Source organism: Mesobacillus sp. ABV4_180, from assembly GCF_056158485.1.
Genome location: NZ_JBSWTJ010000001.1, coordinates 3,741,253 through 3,765,191, shown reverse-complemented (window position 1 = coordinate 3,765,191; position 23,939 = coordinate 3,741,253). Strand labels below are relative to the sequence as shown.

23 protein-coding genes and 1 riboswitch are annotated in these 23,939 nt (G+C 43.0%); of the genes, 11 read left to right on the top strand and 12 right to left on the bottom strand.

Translation table 11 applies throughout. The annotated features are described in order from the left end of the window. The first annotated feature begins 2 nt into the window (after nt 1–2). On the top strand, nt 3–710 hold the full coding sequence (locus ACXAEA_RS19210; protein WP_475097447.1) for a DNA alkylation repair protein: 708 nt from the start codon (nt 3–5) through the stop codon (nt 708–710). 66 nt (nt 711–776) lie between these two features. On the opposite strand, the gene liaG is transcribed toward ACXAEA_RS19210, so the two are convergent. Together liaG and pepT are read right to left on the bottom strand one after the other, a co-directional pair. Continuing rightward, nucleotides 777–1,643, bottom strand: a complete 867-nt coding sequence (gene liaG, locus ACXAEA_RS19205) for a LiaG family protein (RefSeq protein ID WP_475097446.1) — start codon at nt 1,641–1,643, stop codon at nt 777–779. 165 nt (nt 1,644–1,808) lie between these two features. Next, entirely contained in the window at nt 1,809–3,041 is a 1,233-nt protein-coding gene (gene pepT, locus ACXAEA_RS19200; protein ID WP_475097445.1) for a peptidase T, read from the bottom strand. Between the two features lie 132 nt (nt 3,042–3,173). Here pepT and ACXAEA_RS19195 point away from each other — a divergent pair, with 132 nt between their 5' ends. The 6 genes from ACXAEA_RS19195 (at nt 3,174) to ACXAEA_RS19170 (ending at nt 7,079) form a co-directional block, all read left to right on the top strand. After that, the gene (locus ACXAEA_RS19195; protein WP_475097444.1) at nt 3,174–3,323 is read left to right on the top strand and encodes a hypothetical protein; all 150 of its coding nucleotides are present in this window, start codon (nt 3,174–3,176) and stop codon (nt 3,321–3,323) included. A 67-nt stretch (nt 3,324–3,390) separates the two neighbouring features. Further along, a riboswitch (TPP riboswitch) is annotated at nt 3,391–3,500 on the top strand. Between the two features lie 71 nt (nt 3,501–3,571). Then, nucleotides 3,572–4,387 (top strand): hydroxyethylthiazole kinase, encoded by an 816-nt coding sequence (gene thiM, locus ACXAEA_RS19190; protein WP_475097443.1) that lies wholly within the window; start codon nt 3,572–3,574, stop codon nt 4,385–4,387. A 1-nt stretch (nt 4,388) separates the two neighbouring features. Continuing rightward, complete coding sequence (thiD, locus tag ACXAEA_RS19185; protein WP_475097442.1) at nt 4,389–5,225, top strand: bifunctional hydroxymethylpyrimidine kinase/phosphomethylpyrimidine kinase; 837 nt, start codon at nt 4,389–4,391, stop codon at nt 5,223–5,225. After that, nucleotides 5,198–5,845, top strand: a complete 648-nt coding sequence (thiE, locus tag ACXAEA_RS19180) for a thiamine phosphate synthase (protein ID WP_475097441.1) — start codon at nt 5,198–5,200, stop codon at nt 5,843–5,845. The genes thiD and thiE overlap by 28 nt, the downstream gene beginning before the upstream one ends. A gap of 12 nt (nt 5,846–5,857) precedes the next feature. Beyond that, complete coding sequence (gene thiW / locus ACXAEA_RS19175; protein WP_475097440.1) at nt 5,858–6,361, top strand: energy coupling factor transporter S component ThiW; 504 nt, start codon at nt 5,858–5,860, stop codon at nt 6,359–6,361. A 103-nt stretch (nt 6,362–6,464) separates the two neighbouring features. Further along, nucleotides 6,465–7,079: an exonuclease domain-containing protein gene (locus ACXAEA_RS19170; RefSeq protein WP_475097439.1), complete on the top strand. Its 615-nt coding sequence runs from the start codon at nt 6,465–6,467 to the stop codon at nt 7,077–7,079. A 35-nt stretch (nt 7,080–7,114) separates the two neighbouring features. Here the strand turns inward: ACXAEA_RS19170 and trhA are convergent, their stop codons facing one another. After that, on the bottom strand, nt 7,115–7,762 hold the full coding sequence (gene trhA / locus ACXAEA_RS19165; RefSeq protein ID WP_475097438.1) for a PAQR family membrane homeostasis protein TrhA: 648 nt from the start codon (nt 7,760–7,762) through the stop codon (nt 7,115–7,117). A gap of 133 nt (nt 7,763–7,895) precedes the next feature. Here trhA and ACXAEA_RS19160 point away from each other — a divergent pair, with 133 nt between their 5' ends. Then, entirely contained in the window at nt 7,896–8,489 is a 594-nt protein-coding gene (locus tag ACXAEA_RS19160; protein ID WP_475097437.1) for a DUF1836 domain-containing protein, read from the top strand. Nucleotides 8,490–8,494: 5 nt separating this feature from the next. Then, on the top strand, nt 8,495–8,725 hold the full coding sequence (locus ACXAEA_RS19155) for an excisionase family DNA-binding protein (RefSeq protein WP_474835894.1): 231 nt from the start codon (nt 8,495–8,497) through the stop codon (nt 8,723–8,725). 34 nt (nt 8,726–8,759) lie between these two features. Here ACXAEA_RS19155 and ACXAEA_RS19150 read toward each other — a convergent pair whose 3' ends face one another. Together ACXAEA_RS19150 and ACXAEA_RS19145 are read right to left on the bottom strand one after the other, a co-directional pair. Further along, the gene (locus ACXAEA_RS19150) at nt 8,760–10,421 is read right to left on the bottom strand and encodes a PAS domain S-box protein (RefSeq protein WP_474835893.1); all 1,662 of its coding nucleotides are present in this window, start codon (nt 10,419–10,421) and stop codon (nt 8,760–8,762) included. A 180-nt stretch (nt 10,422–10,601) separates the two neighbouring features. Further along, nucleotides 10,602–10,976: a hypothetical protein gene (locus ACXAEA_RS19145; RefSeq protein WP_475097436.1), complete on the bottom strand. Its 375-nt coding sequence runs from the start codon at nt 10,974–10,976 to the stop codon at nt 10,602–10,604. A gap of 218 nt (nt 10,977–11,194) precedes the next feature. On the opposite strand from ACXAEA_RS19145, the gene ACXAEA_RS19140 reads away from it, so the two are divergent. Continuing rightward, nucleotides 11,195–12,019 (top strand): alpha/beta fold hydrolase, encoded by an 825-nt coding sequence (locus tag ACXAEA_RS19140; RefSeq protein WP_475097435.1) that lies wholly within the window; start codon nt 11,195–11,197, stop codon nt 12,017–12,019. A gap of 18 nt (nt 12,020–12,037) precedes the next feature. Here the strand turns inward: ACXAEA_RS19140 and ACXAEA_RS19135 are convergent, their stop codons facing one another. Further along, nucleotides 12,038–12,982, bottom strand: a complete 945-nt coding sequence (locus tag ACXAEA_RS19135) for a Gfo/Idh/MocA family protein (RefSeq protein ID WP_475097434.1) — start codon at nt 12,980–12,982, stop codon at nt 12,038–12,040. A gap of 298 nt (nt 12,983–13,280) precedes the next feature. Between ACXAEA_RS19135 and ACXAEA_RS19130 the strand changes: the two genes are divergently transcribed. Next, entirely contained in the window at nt 13,281–15,614 is a 2,334-nt protein-coding gene (locus tag ACXAEA_RS19130; RefSeq protein WP_475098171.1) for an immune inhibitor A domain-containing protein, read from the top strand. Between the two features lie 48 nt (nt 15,615–15,662). Here the strand turns inward: ACXAEA_RS19130 and ACXAEA_RS19125 are convergent, their stop codons facing one another. The 6 genes from ACXAEA_RS19125 to ACXAEA_RS19100 all read right to left on the bottom strand — a co-directional run bounded on the left by ACXAEA_RS19125 (nt 15,663) and on the right by ACXAEA_RS19100 (nt 23,862). Beyond that, nucleotides 15,663–16,013, bottom strand: coding sequence for a hypothetical protein (locus ACXAEA_RS19125; RefSeq protein ID WP_475097433.1), 351 nt, complete (start codon nt 16,011–16,013; stop codon nt 15,663–15,665). Nucleotides 16,014–16,101: 88 nt separating this feature from the next. Beyond that, entirely contained in the window at nt 16,102–16,599 is a 498-nt protein-coding gene (locus ACXAEA_RS19120) for an N-acetyltransferase family protein (RefSeq protein WP_475097432.1), read from the bottom strand. A 151-nt stretch (nt 16,600–16,750) separates the two neighbouring features. Continuing rightward, a complete protein-coding gene (locus ACXAEA_RS19115; RefSeq protein ID WP_475097431.1) occupies nt 16,751–18,412 on the bottom strand; it encodes a glutamine--tRNA ligase/YqeY domain fusion protein in 1,662 nt (553 codons plus the stop codon). A gap of 161 nt (nt 18,413–18,573) precedes the next feature. Further along, nucleotides 18,574–20,226: a M20/M25/M40 family metallo-hydrolase gene (locus ACXAEA_RS19110; RefSeq protein WP_475097430.1), complete on the bottom strand. Its 1,653-nt coding sequence runs from the start codon at nt 20,224–20,226 to the stop codon at nt 18,574–18,576. Between the two features lie 116 nt (nt 20,227–20,342). Continuing rightward, nucleotides 20,343–22,346, bottom strand: coding sequence for a methyl-accepting chemotaxis protein (locus ACXAEA_RS19105; RefSeq protein WP_475097429.1), 2,004 nt, complete (start codon nt 22,344–22,346; stop codon nt 20,343–20,345). 148 nt (nt 22,347–22,494) lie between these two features. After that, complete coding sequence (locus ACXAEA_RS19100) at nt 22,495–23,862, bottom strand: S8 family serine peptidase (protein ID WP_475097428.1); 1,368 nt, start codon at nt 23,860–23,862, stop codon at nt 22,495–22,497. Nucleotides 23,863–23,939: the final 77 nt, after the last annotated feature.

Below are 23,939 nucleotides of genomic sequence, written 5' to 3'. Positions count from 1 at the left end.
GGATGAATCTAAAACAAGTAATGGCAAAGCTTGAGGAAATGGGTTCGGAGCAAACAAAGCAAACACTGATTCGCCATGGAGCGAGTGAACCATTTTACGGTGTCAGGGTTGGGGATTTAAAAAAACTGGTCAAAACGGTGAAAAAGGATCAGGAACTAGCCTATGCTTTGTACGAAACAGGCAATAGTGATGCAATGTATTTAGCCGGATTGTCCATCAACCCAAAACTGATTTCTAAAAAAACTTTACAGAATTGGGCGGAAAAGGCCTACTGGTATATGCTTGCTGAATATACGGTTGCTGGCGTTGCAGCGGAGAGTCCGTTTGCTCATGAGCTGGCTGTGGAGTGGATGCAGTCCGATAAAGAAATGATTGCGACTTGTGGATGGAGTACATATTCGAATTATGTATCAATTACACCAGATGAGGAATTGGATCTTGAGGAAATCAAAAACTTTTTACATCAAGTTGAAAGCACCATTCATCATGAGAAGAATCGAGTCCGGTATGTGATGAACAGCTTTGTAATCTCCGTAGGTGCTTATTTTGAGGCATTGCACGATGAAGCGAGAGAAGTTGCTGGGAAAATTGGAAAGGTCCATGTCGATGTCGGGCAGACAGCCTGCAAAGTACCGGTCGCTGCTGATTATATCAAGAAAGTCGCTGGCCTGAACAAGGTTGGTGCAAAGCGAAAGACGTGTATATGTTAACTCGAAGCCTGGTTGATGGCAACCAGGCTTCGTTTCATTTATGAATCCTAATTTGAATTGTATTCTTTAATAGATATCAATATTACCACTTGAAACGTCAGCGTTAATCTCATATTTTCCGCTTCCATGCTTTCCGCGAAGGCGGTTATCGGATTCGTCTTTATTTTCAAGCGGGAAATCGCTCGATAGGTCTCCGCTGCTTATTTTTCCGTTCAACGTAAAATCGGCATCATCAGGCAAATCCAGTTCGATTTTGCCTGAACTTACGTTTAGGTTAACGTCATCTGTCAATCGGTCCATCTGGATTTCCAGCTCACCTGAGGATACATCGGCATCAAGTTTTCCCGAGAAATTTTCTACTTCGACGCTTCCGGAGCTGACTTCGAAAATGCCTGAATCAGCAACAATTGAATGCATCTCAACTTCGCCTGATGAACTTTGGTGCTCAAGTGTTTCAACATCGAAATTTTCCAATATGATGCTTCCTGAACCGATATTAAGTGCCAGGTCCCTTAATTTCATAGGTTCATCTGCAGAGGCTCCTTTAAAAACAACCTCACCAGAGCCAAGCTCAATATTCATATCTTTTTCATAGTCTTCAGGAATATAGACAGTCAGTGTAGTCTTATCCATCTCAAACCAGTTAAACCAGAAGAAACCTTTTCGTTTAACCGCAACTTCGATTTCATCGCCATGCCGATCAACTTTAACCGACCCTTTGCCTTTTAATTCGGCACGGATATCATCTCGGTCCTCTGGCACGATCAGCGTCTCGACACTGGAAATATCAATTGAAATATTTTCAGTTTGCTTGCTCACCTTCTCAGCGTCTTCTGTTTTCGAAAGGTTAATTCCGCTGCCGTCGAGCATGTAATTCAACACGATATAAGCACCGGTAATCACCAAAAAGATTATTAAAATTCGTTTAATCATTGTTAAATCTCCTCTCAATCAATTTCTATATACAGAATAAGGCAAATCATTCCTCTCCCCAATGCACCACGGAATTAATTCAGGATACGACTTGAGGCTGATTTTATTCTAGTCGCAGAAAAGCCAGATTCCGTTCGTTGCGGAATCTGGCTTCTTGTTAGTTAATTAAGCTTTCGCTTCAAATAGTTTAGCGATTTCCACGATTGTTTCTACGGATTTGAGCATATTATCCACAGAGATGTATTCGAATCTGCCGTGGAAGTTCTCACCGCCTGTAAATATATTTGGAGTCGGCAGTCCCATATAGCTTAGCTGCGATCCATCAGTTCCTCCGCGAATCGGTTTGACGATTGGTTTGATTCCGAGGTTTTCCATTGCCTCGTAAGCAATGTCGACGATTTCCTTAACAGGCACGATTTTATCCTTCATGTTGTAGTACTGGTCGTTCATTTCAAGTTCAACACGGTATTCACCGTATAGAAGTCGTAGTTCATTGGTGATTTTCTGCATTAAATCCTTTCGCACCTGGAAGCTATCACGGTCAAAGTCGCGAATGATATAGTGCAGCGTTGTTTCCTCTACATCACCATGTATGGAACTGAGGTGAAAGAAGCCCTCATATCCTTCGGTGTGCTCTGGTGCTTCTTCGGCAGGGAGCTTGCTGTTGAACTCCATCGCAATTTTAGCTGAGTTCACCATTTTTCCTTTTGCCGTGCCAGGGTGGACATTCTTGCCTTTGAAAGTCAGCTTTGCACCCGCTGCGTTAAAGCTTTCATACTCAAGCTCACCAAGCGGGCCGCCATCCACGGTATAAGCGAATTTCGCACCGAAAGCCTCAACATCAAACTTATGCGGTCCTCTGCCAATTTCTTCATCCGGCGTAAAAGCAACACGGATTTTTCCATGTTTGATTTCAGGATGGTTGATCAAATAAGCCATCGCCGTCATGATTTCTGCAATTCCAGCCTTGTTATCCGCACCAAGGAGTGTCGTCCCATCAGTCGTAATCAAGGTGTGTCCTTCATATTGAGGAAGCTCTGGGAAATCCGCCGGAGAAAGGATGATATTCAATTCCTTATTCAGGATGATTTGATTGCCATCGAAATTTTCAACCACCTGTGGATTGACATTTTTGCCGGTAAAATCGGTCGCCGTATCCACGTGGGCAAGGAAACCAATCGTTGGCACCTCTTTCTCAGTATTGGCAGGAAGTGTCGCCATCACATAACCATTCTCATCAATCGTCACATCTTCCATGCCAATCATTTTCAGTTCTTCTACAAGCATATTGGCAAGAGTAATCTGGCCATGTGTAGAAGGGCATGTTTCACTATTTTCATTTGATTGTGTGTCTACTTTTACGTATGTGGTAAATCGCTCAATAATCTCGTTTTTCAATTCCCTTCAACTCCCATTCGTATGTATATTTTCATATTAGCATAGAATTTTAAGAAGACCATTTTAAAAAGAATGAAAATTCCAATTTCTGCATCCGGGATGCTGTATAATAAGATTAAAGGAGACAGGGGTATGGGATATTTACTCACGGCAATTGTTCTGTTTGTAGTTTTCTATTCTATTTTTAAAAAAATCCGTTCGGGAAGATTACCGGAAAACCACTACACTCCATTTGACGATCTTGCTGAGGGAAAGGTCGAAAAAGTAAAAGACGAAAAATAAATGGATTTTTATTTTTCACTTTACATATATAAATCTTAAAGCTACGATTAAACTAATTGAATATTCGTTGTACTACTAGGGGTGCCCTGTTGCGGGCTGAGAGAAAAACGCCATGTTTTTTAACCCTTCGGACCTGATCTGGGTAATACCAGCGTAGGAAAGTAGTAAGAGATGTTTTTCTTACATTGCTTTTAAGCCAGGTCCATTTTGTGGATCTGGCTTTTTTATATTCAAAGGAGGTTTTGAGAATGGATAAAAAAGAAATTGCCAGTTTTTTAGAAAGAGTTCGCAGAGAGAAACCGCTTGTTCACAACATTACAAATGTCGTGGTCACTAATTTCACGGCCAATGGCTTGCTGGCACTGGGGGCATCGCCTGTGATGGCTTATGCACATGAAGAAGTTGCCGAAATGGCGAGCATGGCTGGAAGTCTTGTCCTCAACATCGGGACGTTGAAGCCGGATGTGGTTGAAGCAATGGTGATTGCCGGAAAGTCCGCTAATGAGAAGGGAGTTCCCATCATTCTTGACCCAGTTGGTGCAGGAGCGACAGCTTATCGGACCGAAACAGCAAAAACGGTGATGGAAGAATTAGAGATTTCGATTGTCAGGGGGAATGCGTCAGAGATTGCTAATGTTGCCGGTGAACACTGGAGTATCAGGGGTGTTGATGCGGGTGAATCCAGTGGCAATGTATTTGAGCTTGCCATTTCCGCCGCACAAAAGTTGAAGACGGTTGTCGTGTTAACTGGAAAAGACGACATCATTACGGATGGGCAATCAGCCATTGTTGTCCATAATGGGCACCCAATGCTCACGAAAGTGACGGGAACCGGATGCCTGCTTACATCTGTCATTGGTGCTTTTGCTGCTGTTGAAAGAAATTTTCTCAAGGCAGCATCTGCCGCAGTGGCAATATACGGCGCAGCAGCGGAAATGGCCGCTGAGAAATGTGCCGCACAAGGCCCAGGGAGCTTCCAGGCTGAGTTTCTGAACCAGCTGTACCTGATTAATAAAGAAGATCTTAATAGTAAAATTTCAATCAATCTGCAGGAGGTAAATTGAGATGAAAAAGGCTTTGACAATCGCGGGATCTGATAGCGGGGGCGGTGCCGGAATTCAGGCAGACTTAAAAACCTTTCAGGAACTGAATGTGTTTGGGATGTCGGCTTTGACAGCTGTAACTGCCCAAAATACTCTTGGAGTCCAGGCCGTCTTTCCGATGGAAGCAGAAGCTGTCGCCAAACAAATTCAATCAATTGGAGAGGATATGGGGACGGACGCTTTGAAGACAGGGATGCTCTTCAATGCAGAGATCATTGAAGCGGCAGCGGAAAAAATAAAATTATTCAGCTGGGAGAAGGTCGTGGTGGACCCCGTCATGATCGCTAAAGGTGGAGCGCCGTTGCTACAGCAGGCTGCTGTCTCAACGATGAAAAGTCAGTTGCTGCCGCTCTGCCTCGTCATTACCCCGAATATTCCTGAAGCTGAAGTATTGACTGGAATGTCAATCAGAAATCTGGAGGGGAAAAAGGAAGCAGCAAGAAAAATCCATGCCCTGGGAGCGAAAAATGTCATCATAAAAGGCGGTCATGACGAGGACGAGGTTGAATCCGTCGATATCCTTTTTGACGGTACAGGATTTTCATCTTTCTCATCACCGAGGATCCCTACAATGAACACTCATGGAACTGGCTGCACTTTTTCCGCAGCGATTACTGCACAGCTTGCAAAAGGTTTTTCGGTCCATGATGCAGCAGCTGCAGCAAAGGAATTTATCCACGCGGCAATCGCTAATCCGCTCACAATCGGAAATGGCCATGGGCCTACGAACCACTGGGCCTTTAATAGAAAAAGAGAAAGTGAGGCAGAATCATGGCGAGAATCAGTCCCGAACAAATGAAGAGTTTGCTAAAAGTATATTTTATTGCTGGCAGCACGAATTGTTTGAAAGAACCGGGATCAGTGATAGAAGAGGCAGCTAGAGGTGGCATCACTCTTTTTCAGTATCGTGAGAAGGGGGCTGGCTGCCTTGAGGGAAAGGCAAAGCACGAGCTTGGAAAGAGGCTTCAGCGGATTTGCAAGGAAGACGGTATTCCGTTCATCGTGAATGACGATATTGACCTGGCACTTGAGCTCGATGCCGATGGAGTCCATATTGGCCAGGAGGATGAGAATGCATCAGAAGTGCGCAATAAAATAGGCGATAAAATCCTTGGTGTATCTGTCCACAATTTAAAGGAAGCAGAACAAGCCAGGGGAGCGGGAGCAGACTATTTCGGAGTTGGTCCGATTTTTCCCACGACAACCAAGATGGACACCAGGGATGTCCAGGGTACGGCACTGGTCGAGGAGCTGAAAGGTTTTGGAATACCGATTGTCGGCATAGGCGGCATTAATGCAGATAATGCTGCTATAGTGATGGAAGCAGGTGCTGATGGCGTTTCAGTCATTACCGCCATCAGCCATTCAGACAATGTTCAAAGTGCTGCGGCCAAATTAAGAGAAAAAATCTTTTATTAAATGGAGGTTAAAATGAGGAACACACAAAAATTGACCATTACTGCCATGATGATGGCTATTGGTACCTTGACTAGCCATATGTTGTATATTCCACTTGGGATTGTAAAAGTATTTCCGGTGCAGCACTTCATCAATGTACTTTCTGCTGTCCTGCTTGGCCCTTATTACGCAGTTGCCCAGGCTTTTGGCATTTCGCTGCTCAGGAATTTAATGGGAACGGGATCCGTCTTCGCTTTTCCGGGCAGCATGATTGGTGCACTGCTGGCAGCTTACTTTTATAAAAAGACGGAGAAAATGGGTTTTGCATTTGCGGGAGAGGTAGTTGGTACAGGAATTATAGGAGCAATTGCCTGTTATCCAATCGCCGTGCTGTTTTTAGGCAAGGATGCAGCTTTGTTTGGCCTGGTGCCGGCATTTCTTGCAAGTTCAATTGCAGGTGCGGCAATAGGTTTCATACTTTTGAAGGCATTCATGAAGAGTTCGGCAGGCAGTCTGGAGATCAGCAGCAGGCAGTAACATGGAAATGATTTCATCCTGTTCTCTAAAGCTGGAAATAAGAGGTGTCCTCCTATATGATTATAAATAGAATCATATATACCAGCTGAAAAGGGTGACATTTTTGAGCATAGAGAACAAGCTTGGATTGGTAGTGGACGTGGAGACAACCGGATTGGGTCCGGATTCAGATGAAATAATAGAACTGGCAGTGAAGCTGTTTTCTTTCCGTGAAGAAACAGGGGAGATTATCGATATCCTGGATGAGGACTCCTACTTGAGGGAGCCGCTTTCGAAGTCGGCCCAGAGCAATTATGACAGGGCGTACCGAATTCATGGGATATCGTATGAAATGGTCCGCGGAAAAACATTTTACGATGAAAAGATCCTTGATTATTTCAATCGTACCGATGCGATTTTCGCACATAATGCCTCGTTCGACAGAAGCTTTCTGTTCAGGATGTATCCTGAGGTCAATGAGATGAAATGGTATTGCACAATGAAAAATGTAAAATGGAAAAACCACGGTTTCCCAAACAGCAAGCTGCTGACGTTGCTGCAGGCTCATAATATCTCGAAATTCCAGACACACAGGGCCATGGATGACATTACATATTTGACCGAACTGCTGAAACAGCAAAATCCAGAAGGTGACTTTTATTTAAAAGAAGTACTTGAATATGGTCCGATGAGGAAATACCAGCCTGCTGCCAAACAAAGAAGACGGATGTTTTACTAGAAAAGGTGCCTGTTTGCAGGCACCTTTTCTCCATTCTATAGAACATATAGATATACACTCAGGAAATGCGCAAGGCTTCCGAGCATGATGAAAATGTGGAAAATTTCATGGAAGCCTAAATGCTTTGAACGGAGGAAATCCGGTTTCACGGCATAAATGACGCCGCCGATTGTGTACATGATTCCTCCGGCTACCAGCCAAAAAATCCCGCCGCTGCTCAAGACGGAGGAGAGGGGGGACACAACAAAGATGACCATCCAGCCCATCACAATATATATAGAGGTAGACAGCCATCTTGGGCTCCTGAACCAGATCATCTTAAAAAGGATTCCGCAAACTGCCGCGAATGAAATGATGCCGAATAACGTCCATCCTGTAACGCCATTAAGGCTGATCAGGCAAAAAGGTGTATACGATCCGGCAATCAGCACGAAAATCATTGAATGGTCAATTCTTCTAAGAAAGGCAATCACGCTGTCCCTGCTGATCACCATATGGTAAGTGGCGGATGCCGTATAAAGTAGGATCATGCTTATGCCGAAGATGGTGACAGAAGTAATCGCCAGCGCAGAGCCTGTTGTAAGTGAAGCTTTGATAACAAGGGCAAGCAGCCCTGCAAAGGAAAGGAATGCACCGGCCAGATGGGTCAGCCCATTGATTGGTTCCCGAATATAGCTGTTCATTTTAAAACCTCCATATACCACAATGTAGTTTTTATAACTACTTATAATGATATATGCATATCACCACGTAGTCAATGTTTACGCATTGGTCTTTTTGCATTATAATAAAATAAAAAACTTAGAGGGATACATATTGAATAATTTAGCGGACCTCCTTGCTGAGCTCAGCCTCGAAAACAATATAGCACTTGCGGATATACCAGAAATCGATTTGTATATGGATCAGGTGATCCAGCTGTTCGAAAAGAATTTTGGCAGCTCGACAAGGAATGAGGACGAAAAAGTCCTGACGAAAACGATGATCAATAATTACGCAAAAGGGAAACTGTTCTTTCCTATTAAAAATAAAAAATATTCGAAAGAACATATTATCCTGATCAGCCTGATCTATCAGCTCAAGGGCGTTCTATCGATTCAGGACATCAAACAGTCCCTTGCAGGTATTAACCAAAGGACTGAGTCCGGCGAGTTAGCACTTGACCAGTTTTATCAAAGTTATTTGAATCTCCATGAGAAAAATATTGAGATTTTTAATGGGGATGTCCTGAAAGCGGAACAAGAGGTGAAAGAGGAAGTGCAGGGTTTGGAGACAGATGATCCTGATGATCCTGATGAGCTGGAAACCGTACTGCTGATTGCATCCTTGGTTAATATAAGCAATTTTTACAGAAGGACAGCAGAGAAGCTCGTTGATCAGCTTGCCGATAAAAATAAGAAAAAGGAATGAAATAAGTGTATCTAACAGTCAAAGAAGCAGCAGAATACTTATCGTTGCCCGAACCTCAAATCGAGAATATGATTTTTCAGAGGAAAATCAGGGCGATTCATGATGGGAATCAATACTTAATTTACAAAGATCAATTCAATACTCATATTAAACAGGTAGAAAAATATAAAAAGCTAGTAGAAGAAATTTTGAGTGAACCTGTGCCTGAGGATATTGATATAAAGGATGAAGATTAAAAAAACGCGAGAGGACAGTTGGCCTCTCGCGTTTTTAATGTGCTGGTTCTTCGTTATTTTTCATTTTGCCTTCGTGCTTGATCGGCAATTGTATGATGACTTCCGTTCCTTTTTCAGGCTCGCTGTTGAACTTGATCGTACCATTGTGGGATTGGACAATTTTGAAGCTGACTGTCATCCCAAGACCGGTGCCTTTTTCCTTTGATGAATAGAATGGTTCGCCGATCCTTTCGAGCAGTTCTTTAGAGATTCCGACACCCTGGTCTTTAACCCTAACTGTGACGTCATGATCGGAGCTCTGCAATGAAATCAGGACGACATCCTCCGCTGAAGATGCTTCAATCGCATTTTTCACGATATTGATGAACAGCTGCTTGAGCTGGTTTGGCTCGCATTCAATCATTACCGGATGGTCTAGAACCTGAAATTCGATTTGAATATTGTGCAGGCTGGCTTCCGTTTTTAGCAGCGAAATGACATCGTGTAGTATTACTTGCAAGTCTGCTTCTGTGAATTTAATTCGCTGAGGCTTGGCCAGTAGCAGCAGCTCGCTGACAATATGGTTGATCCTGTTCAATTCGTCAATCATGATTTGATAGTAAAGCTGATGCTTCTCATCTTCCATTTGCAGTAGCTGCACCAGCCCCTTCAATGAAGTGAGCGGGTTGCGGATTTCATGGGCGACGCTCGCTGACAGTTCACCAACTACGGAAAGCTTGTCTGCTCTCCTCAGACGCTCCTCGGTTTCGCGCATTTCTGTGACATCCCTTGAATTACAGATAATGCCGGCGATTTTATCATTCACAATAATCGGAAGCGTAGTGTTTTGGAATATGAGCGGCTTACCGTTCTTGTGCAGTAATTCCAGTTCGAACATTTGTGGGCACTGATTTTCCACCACATTTGTAACCTTGTCTAAAACCTGCTGCCTATGGGATTCAGGAATGATTTCAGCCAGGTTTTGACCGATATATTCATCACGAATTAACCCTGTGATTTTTTGGAACTGAGGGTTAAGATTCGTGATGGTTCCATTCAAGTCGAGCATCGACACAATATCCGGGGTGTATTCAAACAAGGAACGATATTGCTGGCGGCTCTCTTCAAGCAAAGTTTCCACATTCTTTCGCTCGGTGATATCCCGGCCGATGATGACCAGACCTTGCCGGCTGCCGTCATCATTGAAGAGAGGGACTTTTATCGTATCAAAGGTCTTAGTGGTTCCATCCGGCTGCGGAAGCACTTCTTCGACACGAATGATCCCGCCTGCTTTCCATGCTTCCTCGTCCGAGGTTTCACAGTACCTTAATGCATCACTAAAAAAGCCGCTGTATTCAGCTAATTCCGAGTCCTTCTTCCCTTTATAATCAACGTTTTCCAGGTCGAACAGCTTTAGGCCGAAATCATTCGCTTCGATCCATCTGCCTTCACCGTCTTTGAAATTGACAAAATCGACCATCGAATTAATCAAGGTCGAAAGTCGCTTTTCTTCTTCCTTGGCAGCAGTGAGTTCTTCCATTTTTGTAATGAAAAAATAGAAAAACCAGCCGGCCAGCATAACATAAAGGATTTCCTTCGAATGCTCGATCCGTTCAATTAAAGGTGAGGGAGCATATAAGTCGAGCAGATAGTTTGTTCCGAAAATCCAAACTATACTGAGTAAGAGAAAGATTAATAAGTATTTCCTTTTTTTCATTTCCGAACTCCTATGTAAGCAATCGGTGCTCACGATAATTTAAATAGCAAGTTTACTTGTATATAGTAGCACAATTTGATCAATTAAAGATGCAGTTATATTTAAATTATCATCTCTAATAAATGGAAGAAATATACAAAAGGCCGGTGGCAGATTCTCACCAGCCCTGCAATATATGCTTTAAAAATCTCCATCTGCTGCGGTAAAAGGAATATTCAGTCGGTTTTCCACCGTACGAAGCCGCTGGTTTAAACGATTTAAACGACGAGTATGGCGCTCATCATTCTGGTTCAATCGATTAATCTCCTGGTTGATGCGGGAAATTTCCTTGTTCAGCCTTGAAATTTCCCTGTTTTGTCGGGCAATCTCTCTATTTTGCCTGTCTAATTCGGCTTTCTGCACCTGGAATTGACGCTCAAGCTGGTTTACTCTGCGTTCAAGAGCAGGCTGTCTTTCGAAATCTTGAGGGTCAAACGGTTGTGTGTGATAGTTGAAATCATAATGAGTATACGGGTCATACTGCTGAGGGCTGTAATAATATTGATAAGGATTCATACGGGCACTCTCCTTTTATAAATCCGCCTGATCCCGGCGGAGGAATTCCTTATAAAATATGTAGGTAAACGCGGAGGGTGAAGGCGAACGCCCAGGGAAGGGAAATATTGGGGAGATGGCGAATAAATGATATAGGCAGCTCATCTTGAGGATACTTAGTTTCAATGGGATGAGGAATGGCTAAGGAAGTTTTGGTTAAATAGCTAGGAGGTTATGGTTTGGATTGCAAAGTAAGTAAGGGAACCATTCATTATGATATATGCGGGGAAGGTTTTCCACTCGTCATCTTGCATGCAATGGGAACGGATCACCGCTCAATGAAGGGCTGGATTGAACCTGTTTTCAACCAAGTTGAAGGGTTTCAGCGGGTTTATGTTGATTTACCGGCACATGGATGGAGCGATATTGATGAGAGTCTAAACTCTACGGATGATATGCTCGAAAATCTGCTGTATTTTATTGATAATGCGCTTGGAGAAAGAGAGTTTTCGCTCATCGGTGCTTCATTTGGCGGATATCTAGCACAGGGCATTCTTCATAAAAGAAGGACTCGGGTGAAAGGGATTTGCCTGCTGGCACCAGCAATGCATATAAGAGAACGAAACTTGCCGGAGCGCAAGGTTTTAGTAAAAGATGAGTTCCTGTTTGAATCTCTTGAACCTGATATCCGGGCAGCATTTGAAACGCTGTTCATTCACCAAACCAAAGAATCCCTCAAGGCATTCATGGAAGAAGTCCAGCCTGGCAGGATTTTGGCAGACCGTGAATTCCTCACTTCGGACTGGAGATCTAAAGGCTATTACCTGGCAGAACCCCCTTTTCATGATGTGAAAACACTACCGCAACAAGCATTGATTCTCCTCGGGAAGCAGGATTATATTTGCGGCTATAAGGACCATCTGATTTTGATGGAACAATTCCCTAATTCGACTTTTGTTGTATTAAATCATGCGGGGCATATGCTTCAGATTGAAAAACGTGAGGTTGTACAAGGGCTGTTGAAGGAATGGATTACGGGGAGCCATGAAAAAAGAGCGCATTAACTGCGCTCTTTCACCCTATTAATCTCTTCTAAGCTGTTCTAAAATGACCTGTGCCTCATACCCAGCAGCGAAGTCAATAACCGTGGCTGCTTCACCTTTTGTAGCTTTTACAAGATTATCAATCAATGAATCTGCCTGGGAAGCATCAGCTTCCAATGGCAAAATTTCCTCGCCAAGCTTGCCGCCTTCAAGCTGTCCCCAATTCAGCAAGGATAGAGTCCCTTTATCCCCATAAGCAGTGAACGCAATTTCTTCCTTTCCGGCAATCTGGCTCATGCCATCAATGAGTACCGGTGTTCCATCTGAAAGCTCAAGAAAAGCTAAAACTGCATTCTCACTTGCCTGAGGATCATCAGGAAATTGCAGTTTTACTTGCTTCACTTTTACAGCACCAAAAATCTTCTGAAGCTGCTGGATGAAATGCACCCCGACTTCCAGGACATATCCGCCCTGTTCCTTGCTCGCAACCCAGGCGTTCTGCTGCCATGGGCGCGGCCATTGAGGGAAATGCATCTTCAATTGGACTCTTCTAAGCTTTCCAACATAGTTTTCCTTGATTAATTTTTCGAAAGTCTTGCTGCCGGCACTGTAGTTCAGCGGAAAGTTCATCGCATGGATGACTCCAGCATCTTTAGCCTGTTTTAATAGACTTTCAGCTTCCTCGACTGAATTTGCCAGCGGCTTTTCGCATAAAATATGTATCCTCTTTGCCAGCACATCCGAAGCGACGCCGTGGTGATACTTAGGCGGAACTGCTACATATACCAGGTCGAGCACCATACTTTCCAGCATTTCTTTATGATTCGTGAAAGCCGGAATTTCGCCCAACTCCGCCGCAATCTCATTTGCTCTTTCTTCCAAAGTATCGCATACCGCTGCAATTTCCGTTTCAGGGTGATCATCAAATCCTTTTATCAAACGTTGGCCAATAGCGCCCAAGCCGATAATTCCAACTTTTATCATAGGGAACCTCCTAGTGAAATAGTTCTTTGTTTTCATTATACAAATTATTGTAAAAATTAAATAGTTTAGATAGTCTAAAATTTAATATGTCGAAATATAGGTCTAAGTTATCTAGTAATTAGGTGGAATTTGGCAAAAAAGAGTGGTATTTGTAGAATATTTTAATAATTAATAATATTGTAAATAAATAGTTTAATTGGTAAAATAACATTGCACTAAATTTTATAAGACTTTATTAATGGAGAGGGGTAGGAATTTGAAGAAAAATCTAGGTCTTAAGGTCCTATCAAGCATTACGATGACTGCAATGCTTGCAAGTACGCTAACCTTTGCGTCTGCTGGACCAGCATCAGTACAAGCAGTTGAAAAAGCAAGTTTTCAAGCCAAGGGCGGAGCACCAATAGATTTAGGAATCGCGAACGATGAGAGATTAATAGAAATGCTTAAGAAAGAAGGAAAAATTGCAAAGGATGCAACTCCTGCTGAGGCTGAGAAGGGGCTGCAGAAGTATCTTAAAGCAAAGGCTTCGAGTACAGGAAAAACGAAGGATCAATTGCCAAAACCACTTGCAAATTCCAAAGAAGCTTCTGGAGAGAATGGTAGTAATGGTCTGAAAAATGGTAATGGTAACAAGCTTGGTCAAGCAAAAAAGGGAATTGTAGAATCGGTAAAAGAAGAAGAATATACTGGAGAAGTTCGAAAGGACAAGGTTCTTGTACTTAAGATCGACTTTAAAGATTATAAACACAACTCTATTACAAAAGACGAGACTGATATGTTCTATGAAAATTACTCAGATGAGCACTTCCAAAATATGATTTTTGGTGAAGAAGGATATGAAGGACCAAATGGTGAAAAAAAGCTAGTTTCCATGAAACAGTACTATGAACAGCAATCCGGTGGAAGCTATACGGTTGATGGAACTGTGGCAGGATGGTATACAGCTGATCATGATGCGGCATACTACGGTGCAAATTATCCTGGGCCAGACGACAACGATATCCGTCCTAGGTCATTAGTTTTTGAAGCATTAACAAAAGCTGCCCAAGACCCTAACATTGATTTAAGCGAATACGATGTATGGGACCGCGATGATTATGATGGAGATGGTAATTATGCTGAACCAGATGGTCTTATTGACCATTTAATGGTGATCCATTCGGGTGTTGGTGAAGAAGCAGGCGGAGGAAGCTTAGGTGGCGATGCAATTTGGTCCCACCGTTCAAAACTTTCAACTGGACCAGTTGCAGTTCCTGGCGGACATTCTGATAGTCCACGATGGGGTGGTGTATTGGGCGCTTGGGATTACACTATTGAACCTGAAGATGGTGCAGCAGGTGTCTTCATTCATGAGTTCGGTCATGACTTAGGCCTCCCAGATGAGTATGATACTCAGTATACTGGTACAGGAGAAGCAGTAGCATATTGGTCAGTAATGGCAAGTGGAAGCTGGGCAGGAGAAGTTGGCGGAACAAAACCAAGTGGCTTTAGTCCGTTTGCAAAAGAAAAGCTTCAAGAATGGCATGGTGGTAACTGGTTAAGTGGAACAACATTAAACGCTAATGATATTACAAGTGAAGGTACAACCATTTTACTTGATGAAGGTGCAACTAAGGGTACCAACAATGATGCAGTAAGAATTGACTTGCCTGATAAAGAAAATACAGTAAATACACCTGCGAGTGGTGAGTATGAGTATTTCAGTGGAAATGGTAACCTATTAGACAATTCTATGGTTACAACAGTTGATCTTACAAATGCTACGAATGCTAAACTGAAATTCAAAGCATGGTATGACATTGAAACAGATTGGGATTATGCTTCTGTAAAGGTAAATGGTGAATCTGTTGCTGGTAATATTACAACAGCGGATGATCCTAATGAGCAAAACCCTGGAAACGGAATTACAGGATCAACCAATAAAGAGTGGGTAGATGCTGAATTTGATCTATCAGCATATGTTGGTGAAGAAGTCACTATTGAATTCAACTATTGGACAGACCCATATGTAGCAAATCCAGGTTTTTATGTAGATGATATTGCTGTTGAAGTTGACGGTAATGCGGTTCTTAAAGATGATGCAGAAGCTGACTCCAAGTTTACCCTTGAAGGTTTTAAAAAGGACAGAGGTAAATTCTATTCTAAAAACTATTATTTGTTAGAGTGGAGATCACACAATGGCGTTGATATAGGACTGAAAAACATCCGCCGTGGAGATAGCATAATGACATACGATAAGGGATTAGTAGTATGGTATGTCGATGAAACCTACGATAATAACTGGACAGGAATTCACCCAGGTGAAGGTTTCCTAGGAGTTGTTGATGCAGACCAGCATACAAATTACTGGAGTGATGGAGCAGTAGGTTCTACACGCTATCAGGTGCATGATGCTGCATTTGGACTTGAAAAATCTGAAAAAATGTTCTTGGATTATTCAAAATACCCAACTGTTGCAGCAACAATGAAAGATAACTTTACAAAACGAAATCCATTATTTGATGATAGCGCTGATTACAGTAACGCAGGAATGGTTGACGCTGGCCGCAACGTCCCTAATCATGGTTTGAAATTCCGTGTAGTAGGACAAAGTGCTGACAGTTCAGTTGGTAAAGTATTAATCTTCAAGTAAAAAAAGATGAAAAGACGCTGCCGGATTTTCGGCAGCGTTTTTTCATTCTTAATCAATATCCGGCTGGAACCCTATCAGCTTCGCTTTTTTATCGGCCGCAGGGTCAGCGTCCGGGAAGGTGATGACGGAAGCGATATAATCCCAGCGCAGGAACAGGTGAGTGGTGCATGTTTCCTCAACCTGGTTTTCAGCAGGAATTGCCGTGCCATCCTCCTTTTGGACAGGAGTCCGCTTATAACAAGGATTCTCGACCCAAATCCCCATACTCTCTGCATGCACTAACTTTACAAGATACCATTCATCGGGCTGAAAGATTCCCGTAATATCCCCAACCATATTTTCAGGGAAATTTCTGAGTTTAACTTGGATCTTTTGATTCACATATGCATCTAAAAACATGAGCAGTCTCCTTTCATAGAACACTTGTCCTTTACTACTTCCTTTTTCAGCAAAATTTAAACATGAAAAAAAGGCCAATATCGGCCTTTTACAAAAATAACACCATTAATTCTTCGTCATAATATGTGTCCCCAACTCTAAGAGCTCTTTTATCCATACCAAAAACCTCAAAGCCAAGGGAAGAATAGAGCACTTTGGCAGGCTCATTGCTGGCTGTTACAGTCAGGTATACTTGTTCGATTGTTGCAAGTTCCGTCGCCTTTTTGATTGCCGTTTTCATCAGGAACTTCCCGATTCCTTGTCTACGATGTGCTGGCGTTACATACATGGCGTATATATTTGCGCGATGCTTCATTTTTCGCTTGCCTTCGGGAACAAGGGAGACAACGCCAATCAAGGAATCACCAACAATTGCACCGAATGTATAGGCAAACTCACTTTCTAGCCTGTAGCGATATTCAGGCTCATCGTAAAGAATTTCCTCTTCATAACTTGATCCGAATGCTTCAGGGTTCAACCGCAAGCCTTCATGCCGGATGATTCGATATTTTTCAGCGTCTTTTCCATTTAATCGCCTTATTTCCATTCAAGTCACCTCTGTAAATAATTCAATGAATACATAAGTTCAATATTTTTGTCCTAATTCCTTTTTTAACTTAGTGAATTTTCGAGATTCTATTACAAAAAAAATCCCCGGAAATTAATCCGGGGATCCAGTTATCCAAATGTATCATAATCTAAAGCTTGAACGAGCTCTTCAGCGATACAATAAGGTTGAATACTTTTTTGTCTTCTGTTGTGTGTTTTGGGTCGATATTGAAATAGCCGTGGCGGAAGAACTGGAATTTGCCCTGTGCCTTGGCTTCTTTCATGTTTGGCTCGATGAATCCGTTCAGGATTTGCAGCGATTTTTCATTTACCTGATCCAGGAATGATTTGTTTTCTGCTTCATCCGAGTCTACTTCTTCTTCATCATCCAAAATAAGCGGTTCGTACAGGCGGAACTCAGCAGGTATTGCATGAGTCGCGTCAACCCAGTGCAATGTTCCTTTTACTTTACGGCCTGTAAAGCCACTCCCGCTCTTAGTTTCTGGATCGTATGTGCAGCGAAGCTCAACGACTTCTCCGTTCTCATCCTTGATCACTTCATTACATTTAATGAAATAAGCATGCTTCAGACGTACTTCATTGCCGGGGAAGAGGCGGAAGTATTTTGCCGGCGGATTTTCCATGAAATCGTCCTGTTCAACATAAATCTCACGAGAGAATGGAATCTTTCGCATGCCCATATCCGGGTTTTCAGGGTTGATTTCTGCATCCAGCCATTCAACTTCACCTTCTGGATAGTTCGTAATGACGACTTTCAACGGCCTTACGACACCCATAGTACGAGGAGCCTTTAGTTTCAGGTCTTCACGTACAAAGTGCTCAAGCATTTGTACATCAGCCGTAGAAAATCCTTTGGAAACACCAGTTGCTTTTACAAACTCCCTGATTGCTTCAGGTGTATAGCCTCGTCTTCTGAATCCGGAAATCGTCGGCAAGCGAGGATCATCCCAGCCATCCACATATCCTTCTTCCACAAGCTGCTTCAATTTGCGCTTACTCATAACTGTATTCGTCAGGTTCAGGCGGCCGAATTCGATTTGCTGCGGTGTCGCTGCCATTTCACACTCACGGACAACCCAGTCGTATAGCGGACGCTGGTCCTCAAACTCGGTTGTGCATAGACTGTGGGTAACACCTTCGATTGCATCCTCAAGCGGATGTGCAAATGCGTACATCGGGTAGATGCACCATTTGTCACCAGTGTTATGGTGTGTTGCATGAGCAATTCGGTAGATGACAGGGTCCCGCAGGTTGATGTTAGGGGAAGACATGTCAATCTTCGCACGCAATACTTTTTCACCATTAACGAATTCACCCTTCTTCATTCGCTCGAATAAATCAAGGTTTTCCTCAATTGAACGGTTGCGATAAGGGCTATCTTTTCCTGGTTGTGACAAAGTACCGCGGTACTCGCGAATTTCATCAGCAGATAAGTCATCTACATATGCCAGGCCCTTTTTGATCAAAAGGACTGCGCGGTCGTACATTTCATCGAAATAATCAGATGCGAAGAACAAGCCGTCCCATTCAAAACCAAGCCATGCGACATCTTCCTTGATGGCGTCAACGAATTCCTGGTCTTCCTTCAATGGGTTCGTATCGTCAAAGCGAAGATTTGTCTTTCCGCCGAATTCATCAGCAAGACCGAAGTTGATAATGATTGATTTAGCGTGCCCGATATGTAAATATCCGTTCGGCTCTGGGGGGAAACGAGTCACGACTTTATCTCTCTTGCCGCTCTCCAAATCTTCTTTAATGATTGTTTTTATAAAATTAGAGTTTTCTTCCAATTAAAATCAGCCTTTCCTTGATCAGTCTCATTATGTCTATTTTAATGATTACTATAATATATTTCCACTGAACTATATAGTAATAAGAAAAAAGCGGAAATACAAGAGGGTTTCCGCCTGTGACCTTAGAAAAAGACGCCTCGGGAAAAGGCGCCTGCAAATTATTTAGCCAATACATTCTTGATTACTTCGTTTGTCAGATTCGGGACAATCTCAAGTGAGTAATCCATTTCCATCCGTTCGTAGCGCTTATGGGCGTCAAGACCATATGGACCGATATTAATGACCGGAACATTCAGTTCGCGGATGTCCTGGTAATCCACAAAAAATTTCGTGCCCCAGCTTGGATTGTTCCGTGAAGCGGCATCCAATGCCTCATCATCATCGCTTAAGGCGACAAAGCTCATATCGGAAATGTAAGGGAAGAAGCTGCGGATCACAATCGGGTCTTCGTATTCAGGCTGTACAGTGACAACAGCTTCCTCCAAAGCCTTAATCAGGTTCTTTTCGTCCTCGGTTTCCCCTGTCACTTCAATTCTTGGCGAATAGAGCGAGGAATAGAATACGATAATCGCCGGGCTTTGGTCAGGCATCCATTTCCAGGCTTCCTCAACCACTCTTGCTGCATACATCCTTAAATCAAGGGTAGCATCAAGCAAAAGGTTTTCCTTAAATTCGACCATATGGGCAGTATATTCAGAGCCATGAGCTTTTACCAGCTCTGCTTCCATTTCCTCGTATGTCATCACTCTTGGCTGCCATCTGAGTTCTCTGCAAGGTTCGCCGCTGATTTTGCAAAATTGCTGGTACCGTTCATAATACAGATTCAATGCGTTTTCAAAAGCTAGCTGGGCTTGATCCTTCAATTTTTCCAAAACGTCCTTAGGCGTCCATGAATGGATGAAGAAATTATAATAGACATAGGCTGCTAATGCGGTCTGCACTGTATAGTTTGGCTTAAGGTCCATCTGTTTCAATGAGACGGGAGGCATAGTTATTTCGCCGAACGCTTCATTGCAGAGCTCTGGATTGTAATCAATCTGCCTGGTCAATTCAGCTGCAATCAGGTTGGGATCCAATCCTTCGAAGGTGGAACCGACATGAGTTTCAGCACCTGTTATGAAAAAAGAAGGGAGCAGCTTACCGACCGTTCCTTTATAAATGTAGCGGTTCTTGTCCCCTTCATGGCGTGGAGCAACGAAATCGCTGTTGATAGCCGCAACATAGTCGAACCCATGCTCTTCCTTCCAGGCATTCAATTCCTTGACGGCAGAGAGGATGCCGTACGAACTGTCCTCTTCATCACACTCTGATAAAAAGACAAGGTTGCCCTCCAGCTCTTCAGGGTGCTCAGAATAATACTTCAGTAAATATAGATTGGAAGCGACTCCGCTTTTCATATCCAGCACCCCGCGGCCGAACATCCAATCACCTGATTCTGCATGAGCTTTTACAAGAGGAGGGAGGTTCTCCTTTTTCAGTTCGGCAAGCAGTTGATCTGGATCGAACGCTAAATTTTCAAGTTGTGTAAAATCATCAATCCCAACTGTATCCAGATGCCCCATCAAAATGACGGTTCGATCACTTTTGCCCTTCGTACCTTTTACAAACGCCAGCACATTGTATCGCTCAAGCACGTCGTTCTGAGTCTGCGGTTTGATCACATAAGTTGGATTCTCTATAAAATATGGAAACGATGAAATCATCGTATAGAGCGCCTGGGCAATCTCTTTCTCACCATTCGTATTGACAATGCTCCCGATGTTCACAAGCTGCTTCGTATAAAACAATACCTCATCCCGGCAATCAAGCATCCAAAGCATCCCCTTTCAAAATATTCAGGTTTTTACTATCAACCTAACGCAAATCATAATGATTTACAATGCCTTTTTAAGGAAAAAAAGAGACAGTGAACTGTCTCTTCAGTCATTTATATCTTAAATTTTCTTACTGAATCTTGCAGCTCTTCTGCCATGAAGGAAAGCGAAGCGGCAGAAGCGGCGATTTCCTGCATCGATGCCAATTGTTCTTCTGTTGCTGCGGAAACATCCTGACTCTCAGCGTTCACTCCTGCAGTTATTTCTTCAATTCTGCTGACAAATTCCACTACTTGCCTTGCACCATGTCCCATTTCTTCCATTGAGGAAGATACTTCGTTGATTTGTTGTGTTACATTGTCCATGAATTGCTGGATCTGGCGGAAAGATGCACCTGCATGGTCGACAATTTCTATCCCTTTTTCAACCTCATCTGTTCCTTTTTCCATGGAAACGACAGCTTGATTCGTATCAGCCTGGATAGAGGCGATTAATTGACGGATACTCTCGGTAGATTTTGCTGATTGCTCTGCAAGCTTTCGGACTTCGTCAGCAACAACAGCGAATCCTTTACCATGTTCACCGGCTCTGGCAGCTTCAATCGCTGCATTCAATGCAAGTAAGTTCGTTTGATTTGCAATTTCGGTAATGACATCAACGATTTGGCTTATTTCATTCGAACGTGTTCCAAGTGTATGGATAACCTGTCCGAGATCTGCAACTGTTTCATTGATATTTGTCATCTGCATGATGGATTTTTTTATGGAGTCTTCACCTGCAGCTACAACTTCATTTGCTTCTGCAGCAGTTTCAGCTACTTGTTGAGCGTTTTGCATGATTTTCTCTATACTATCCGACATTTCTGTCACCACTTCGGTACTTTGATGAACCATATTCCTCTGATTATCTGTGCTGGCGGCTACTTCCTGTATGGCATTGGCAACCTGTTCTGTAGCGCGAGTGTTTTGTTCAGAACTGGCATTCAACTGCTCAGAGGAAGAAGCAAGCTGATCTGATTTATCGCCAACCTGATGGATTAAATCCTTTAATGCCATGATCATATTATTGAAACTTACGCCTAGCTTGCCAATTTCATCATTTCTTGTAATCTTATAAAAATTAGTAAGGTCACCATTGGCGACACGGTCAGTGATTGTGCCGAGTTCTCTGATAGGACGGGCAATAGACTGAATGATGTAGTAGGACAATATAGCTCCTATCAAAAAGAAAATGCCGATGACCAATAGAGTGGCATACATAATTGGCTGTGCAGCTTCATCCACTTCAGACAAATCCATCGATCCGATGATTTTCCATCCAGTGAGCTCGTTTGTGAAAAAATCCATTTCTTTTTCTACACCATTAAATTCATAGGATATATGCCCCTTTTCACTGCCGTAAACCTTGCTTACCCAATCCCCGGAAGCTATTTCGCCAGGCTGTTCAGTGGGATGGACAATAAAACTCTTGTCTGTTCCAAGGATGGCTGGATAACCTCTTTCTCCAATCTTTATGCCATCCGTTAACTCTTTTAATTCATTCAAGCTAATGTCGATGCCGAATACTCCAGAGCCATCCTTCACTGATTGGGCAACAGTGACAAGTAAATCACCTGTAGCAGCATCAACATATGGGTTTGTTATGATAGCCTGGCCTTTGTTTTCTACAGCATCTTTATACCATGGGCGTTGGCGAGGATCAAAATCAGCTGGAAGCTCCTGTTTCGGAAATAACAGCATTTCTCCGGACTCAGTGCCCAAGTAAATATTTTTTGATTCTTCATGCAGGTACTTATACTGCTGAAATCTATTAAGGGTATTTTGAAGTTCTTTTTCACCATAAGAATCACGGTCCAATATCTCTGAAAAATAGGCACTATCAAAAAGTTTTGGTTCGATTTTGCTATTCAAAAACTTGTTTAACAGCATCACATTTTCAGAGGAACTGAGTAAAATCTGCTTTTTAATTTCCTCTTTAGAATTTTTAAAAGACATTAATCCCACCATAAAGGTTGGGACGAGAAGGATGATCAAGAACGAAATGATTAACCGGTTCCTGATCGTGAGTGATTTTTTCTTCTTTTCTTCTTTTTTGACAGCTTTCTCTCTGATGGCCATTGATGAGTTACAATCCCTTCCGTGTGAATTTTCCGGGTGGTGCAAGTATTTACACAATTACTGAAATATATATCGGTCAGAAAATGAAGGAGATTTACTGGTAAAACAATACAAAAATCCCCCTCAAAGACTGAGGAGGATTCGGGATTTATTTTTTCTTGCCTTTACTTGATAGTGCGGTGATTTTTCCGGAAGTGACTGCTTCGACTGCTTTATAGGCGTTAACATAGCCTGCTCCAACTTCGTGCAGCTGGTAGCCGGCCATTGGATCGGCGGTTTGCACCATCAGATCAAGGGCCATATCTGGAGTAAGGGAAGGGTTTGCTTCCAGCATTAATGCGACAACTCCTGAAATGTGCGGCGTGGCCATGCTTGTTCCGCTGGATGTTGTATAGAACGGCAGATGGAGCGGATCAATGTAAGTTGCATCCGTAACCGTTCCAAGTGCATTCATGACAAGTCCGGTTGAAGAACGGGTTGCAACGATGTCTACGCCTGGTGCGGTGATATCCGGATGCAAGAATTCATCTCCGGCTACACCACGTGACGAGAAGTCTGCCAATTGTTTATCCTTTGTACCTGCTGCAACGCTTATCACCCAAGGAGCTGCTGAGTAGGGATTAAGAGTATTATCGTCAGGACCTTCGTTGCCAGCTGCAAAAACAACGGTCATCCCAGCGTCATGTGCTTTTTTTGAAGCAACGTTTATTGGATGGTCAGGTGAATACTCCCCGGTTGATCCCCAGCTGTTGCTGATGACATCGATACCGTACTTTTCCTGGTTTTTGATGGCATAATCGAACGCTTCAAGTGACCAAAGAATATTGATGCCTTCGCCTACGCCAAGGCCGACTAATTTAGCATCTGGTGCCACGCCTTTATACAGACCATCACTGGCAGTCCCGTTTCCGGCGATGGTGCCCGCGACATGTGTCCCATGTCCTGAGGTCGTGTCTGTATTGAGCTGGTTTTCGAGATAGAGAGGTTCATTGCCGAATAGATCGCCGACTGCGAATTTAACGTTCTGGATAACTTTTTCGCCGTATTCCAAATCCTGATGAGTTGCATCAATTCCGCTGTCGATGACCGCAACAGTAACACCTTTTCCTGTATAACCGAGGTCGGTCCATACAGCCTCCGCACCAATCAGTGCTCTGCTGTCACGAAGGAAATAGTCCAATTCCTCATTAGAGTAAACGGACAGGATATTTGTTGCTGTTAAAAGCAGCTCGTTCAAAAGGCTGATCTTCCCTTTAACCGCGACCATCGGCAGCGAACCGAAAGCTTTTGTTTCAAATCCTAAAGTCTCCAATAGTTTAAGATCAGAAACCAGCGGCATTTCCTTATAGGTGATGATCATTTCGGCTTCTTCACTGCTTAAAGGATTGTTCAGCAGGTTTTGAAGCTTTGGGTCAAGTTCTACAGAAAGCAAGGATGCCTTAGGTGTGACAAACGATGGTGTAAGAATAAAACCAAATAACATGATAGCTAAAACGATGACACTAAACCTCTTCATAATTTCCTCCTTATTATTAGAAAATTCGTACACTTCCATTTATCCAAAGCAAATAAGAAAGAAACTTACATGTAGTT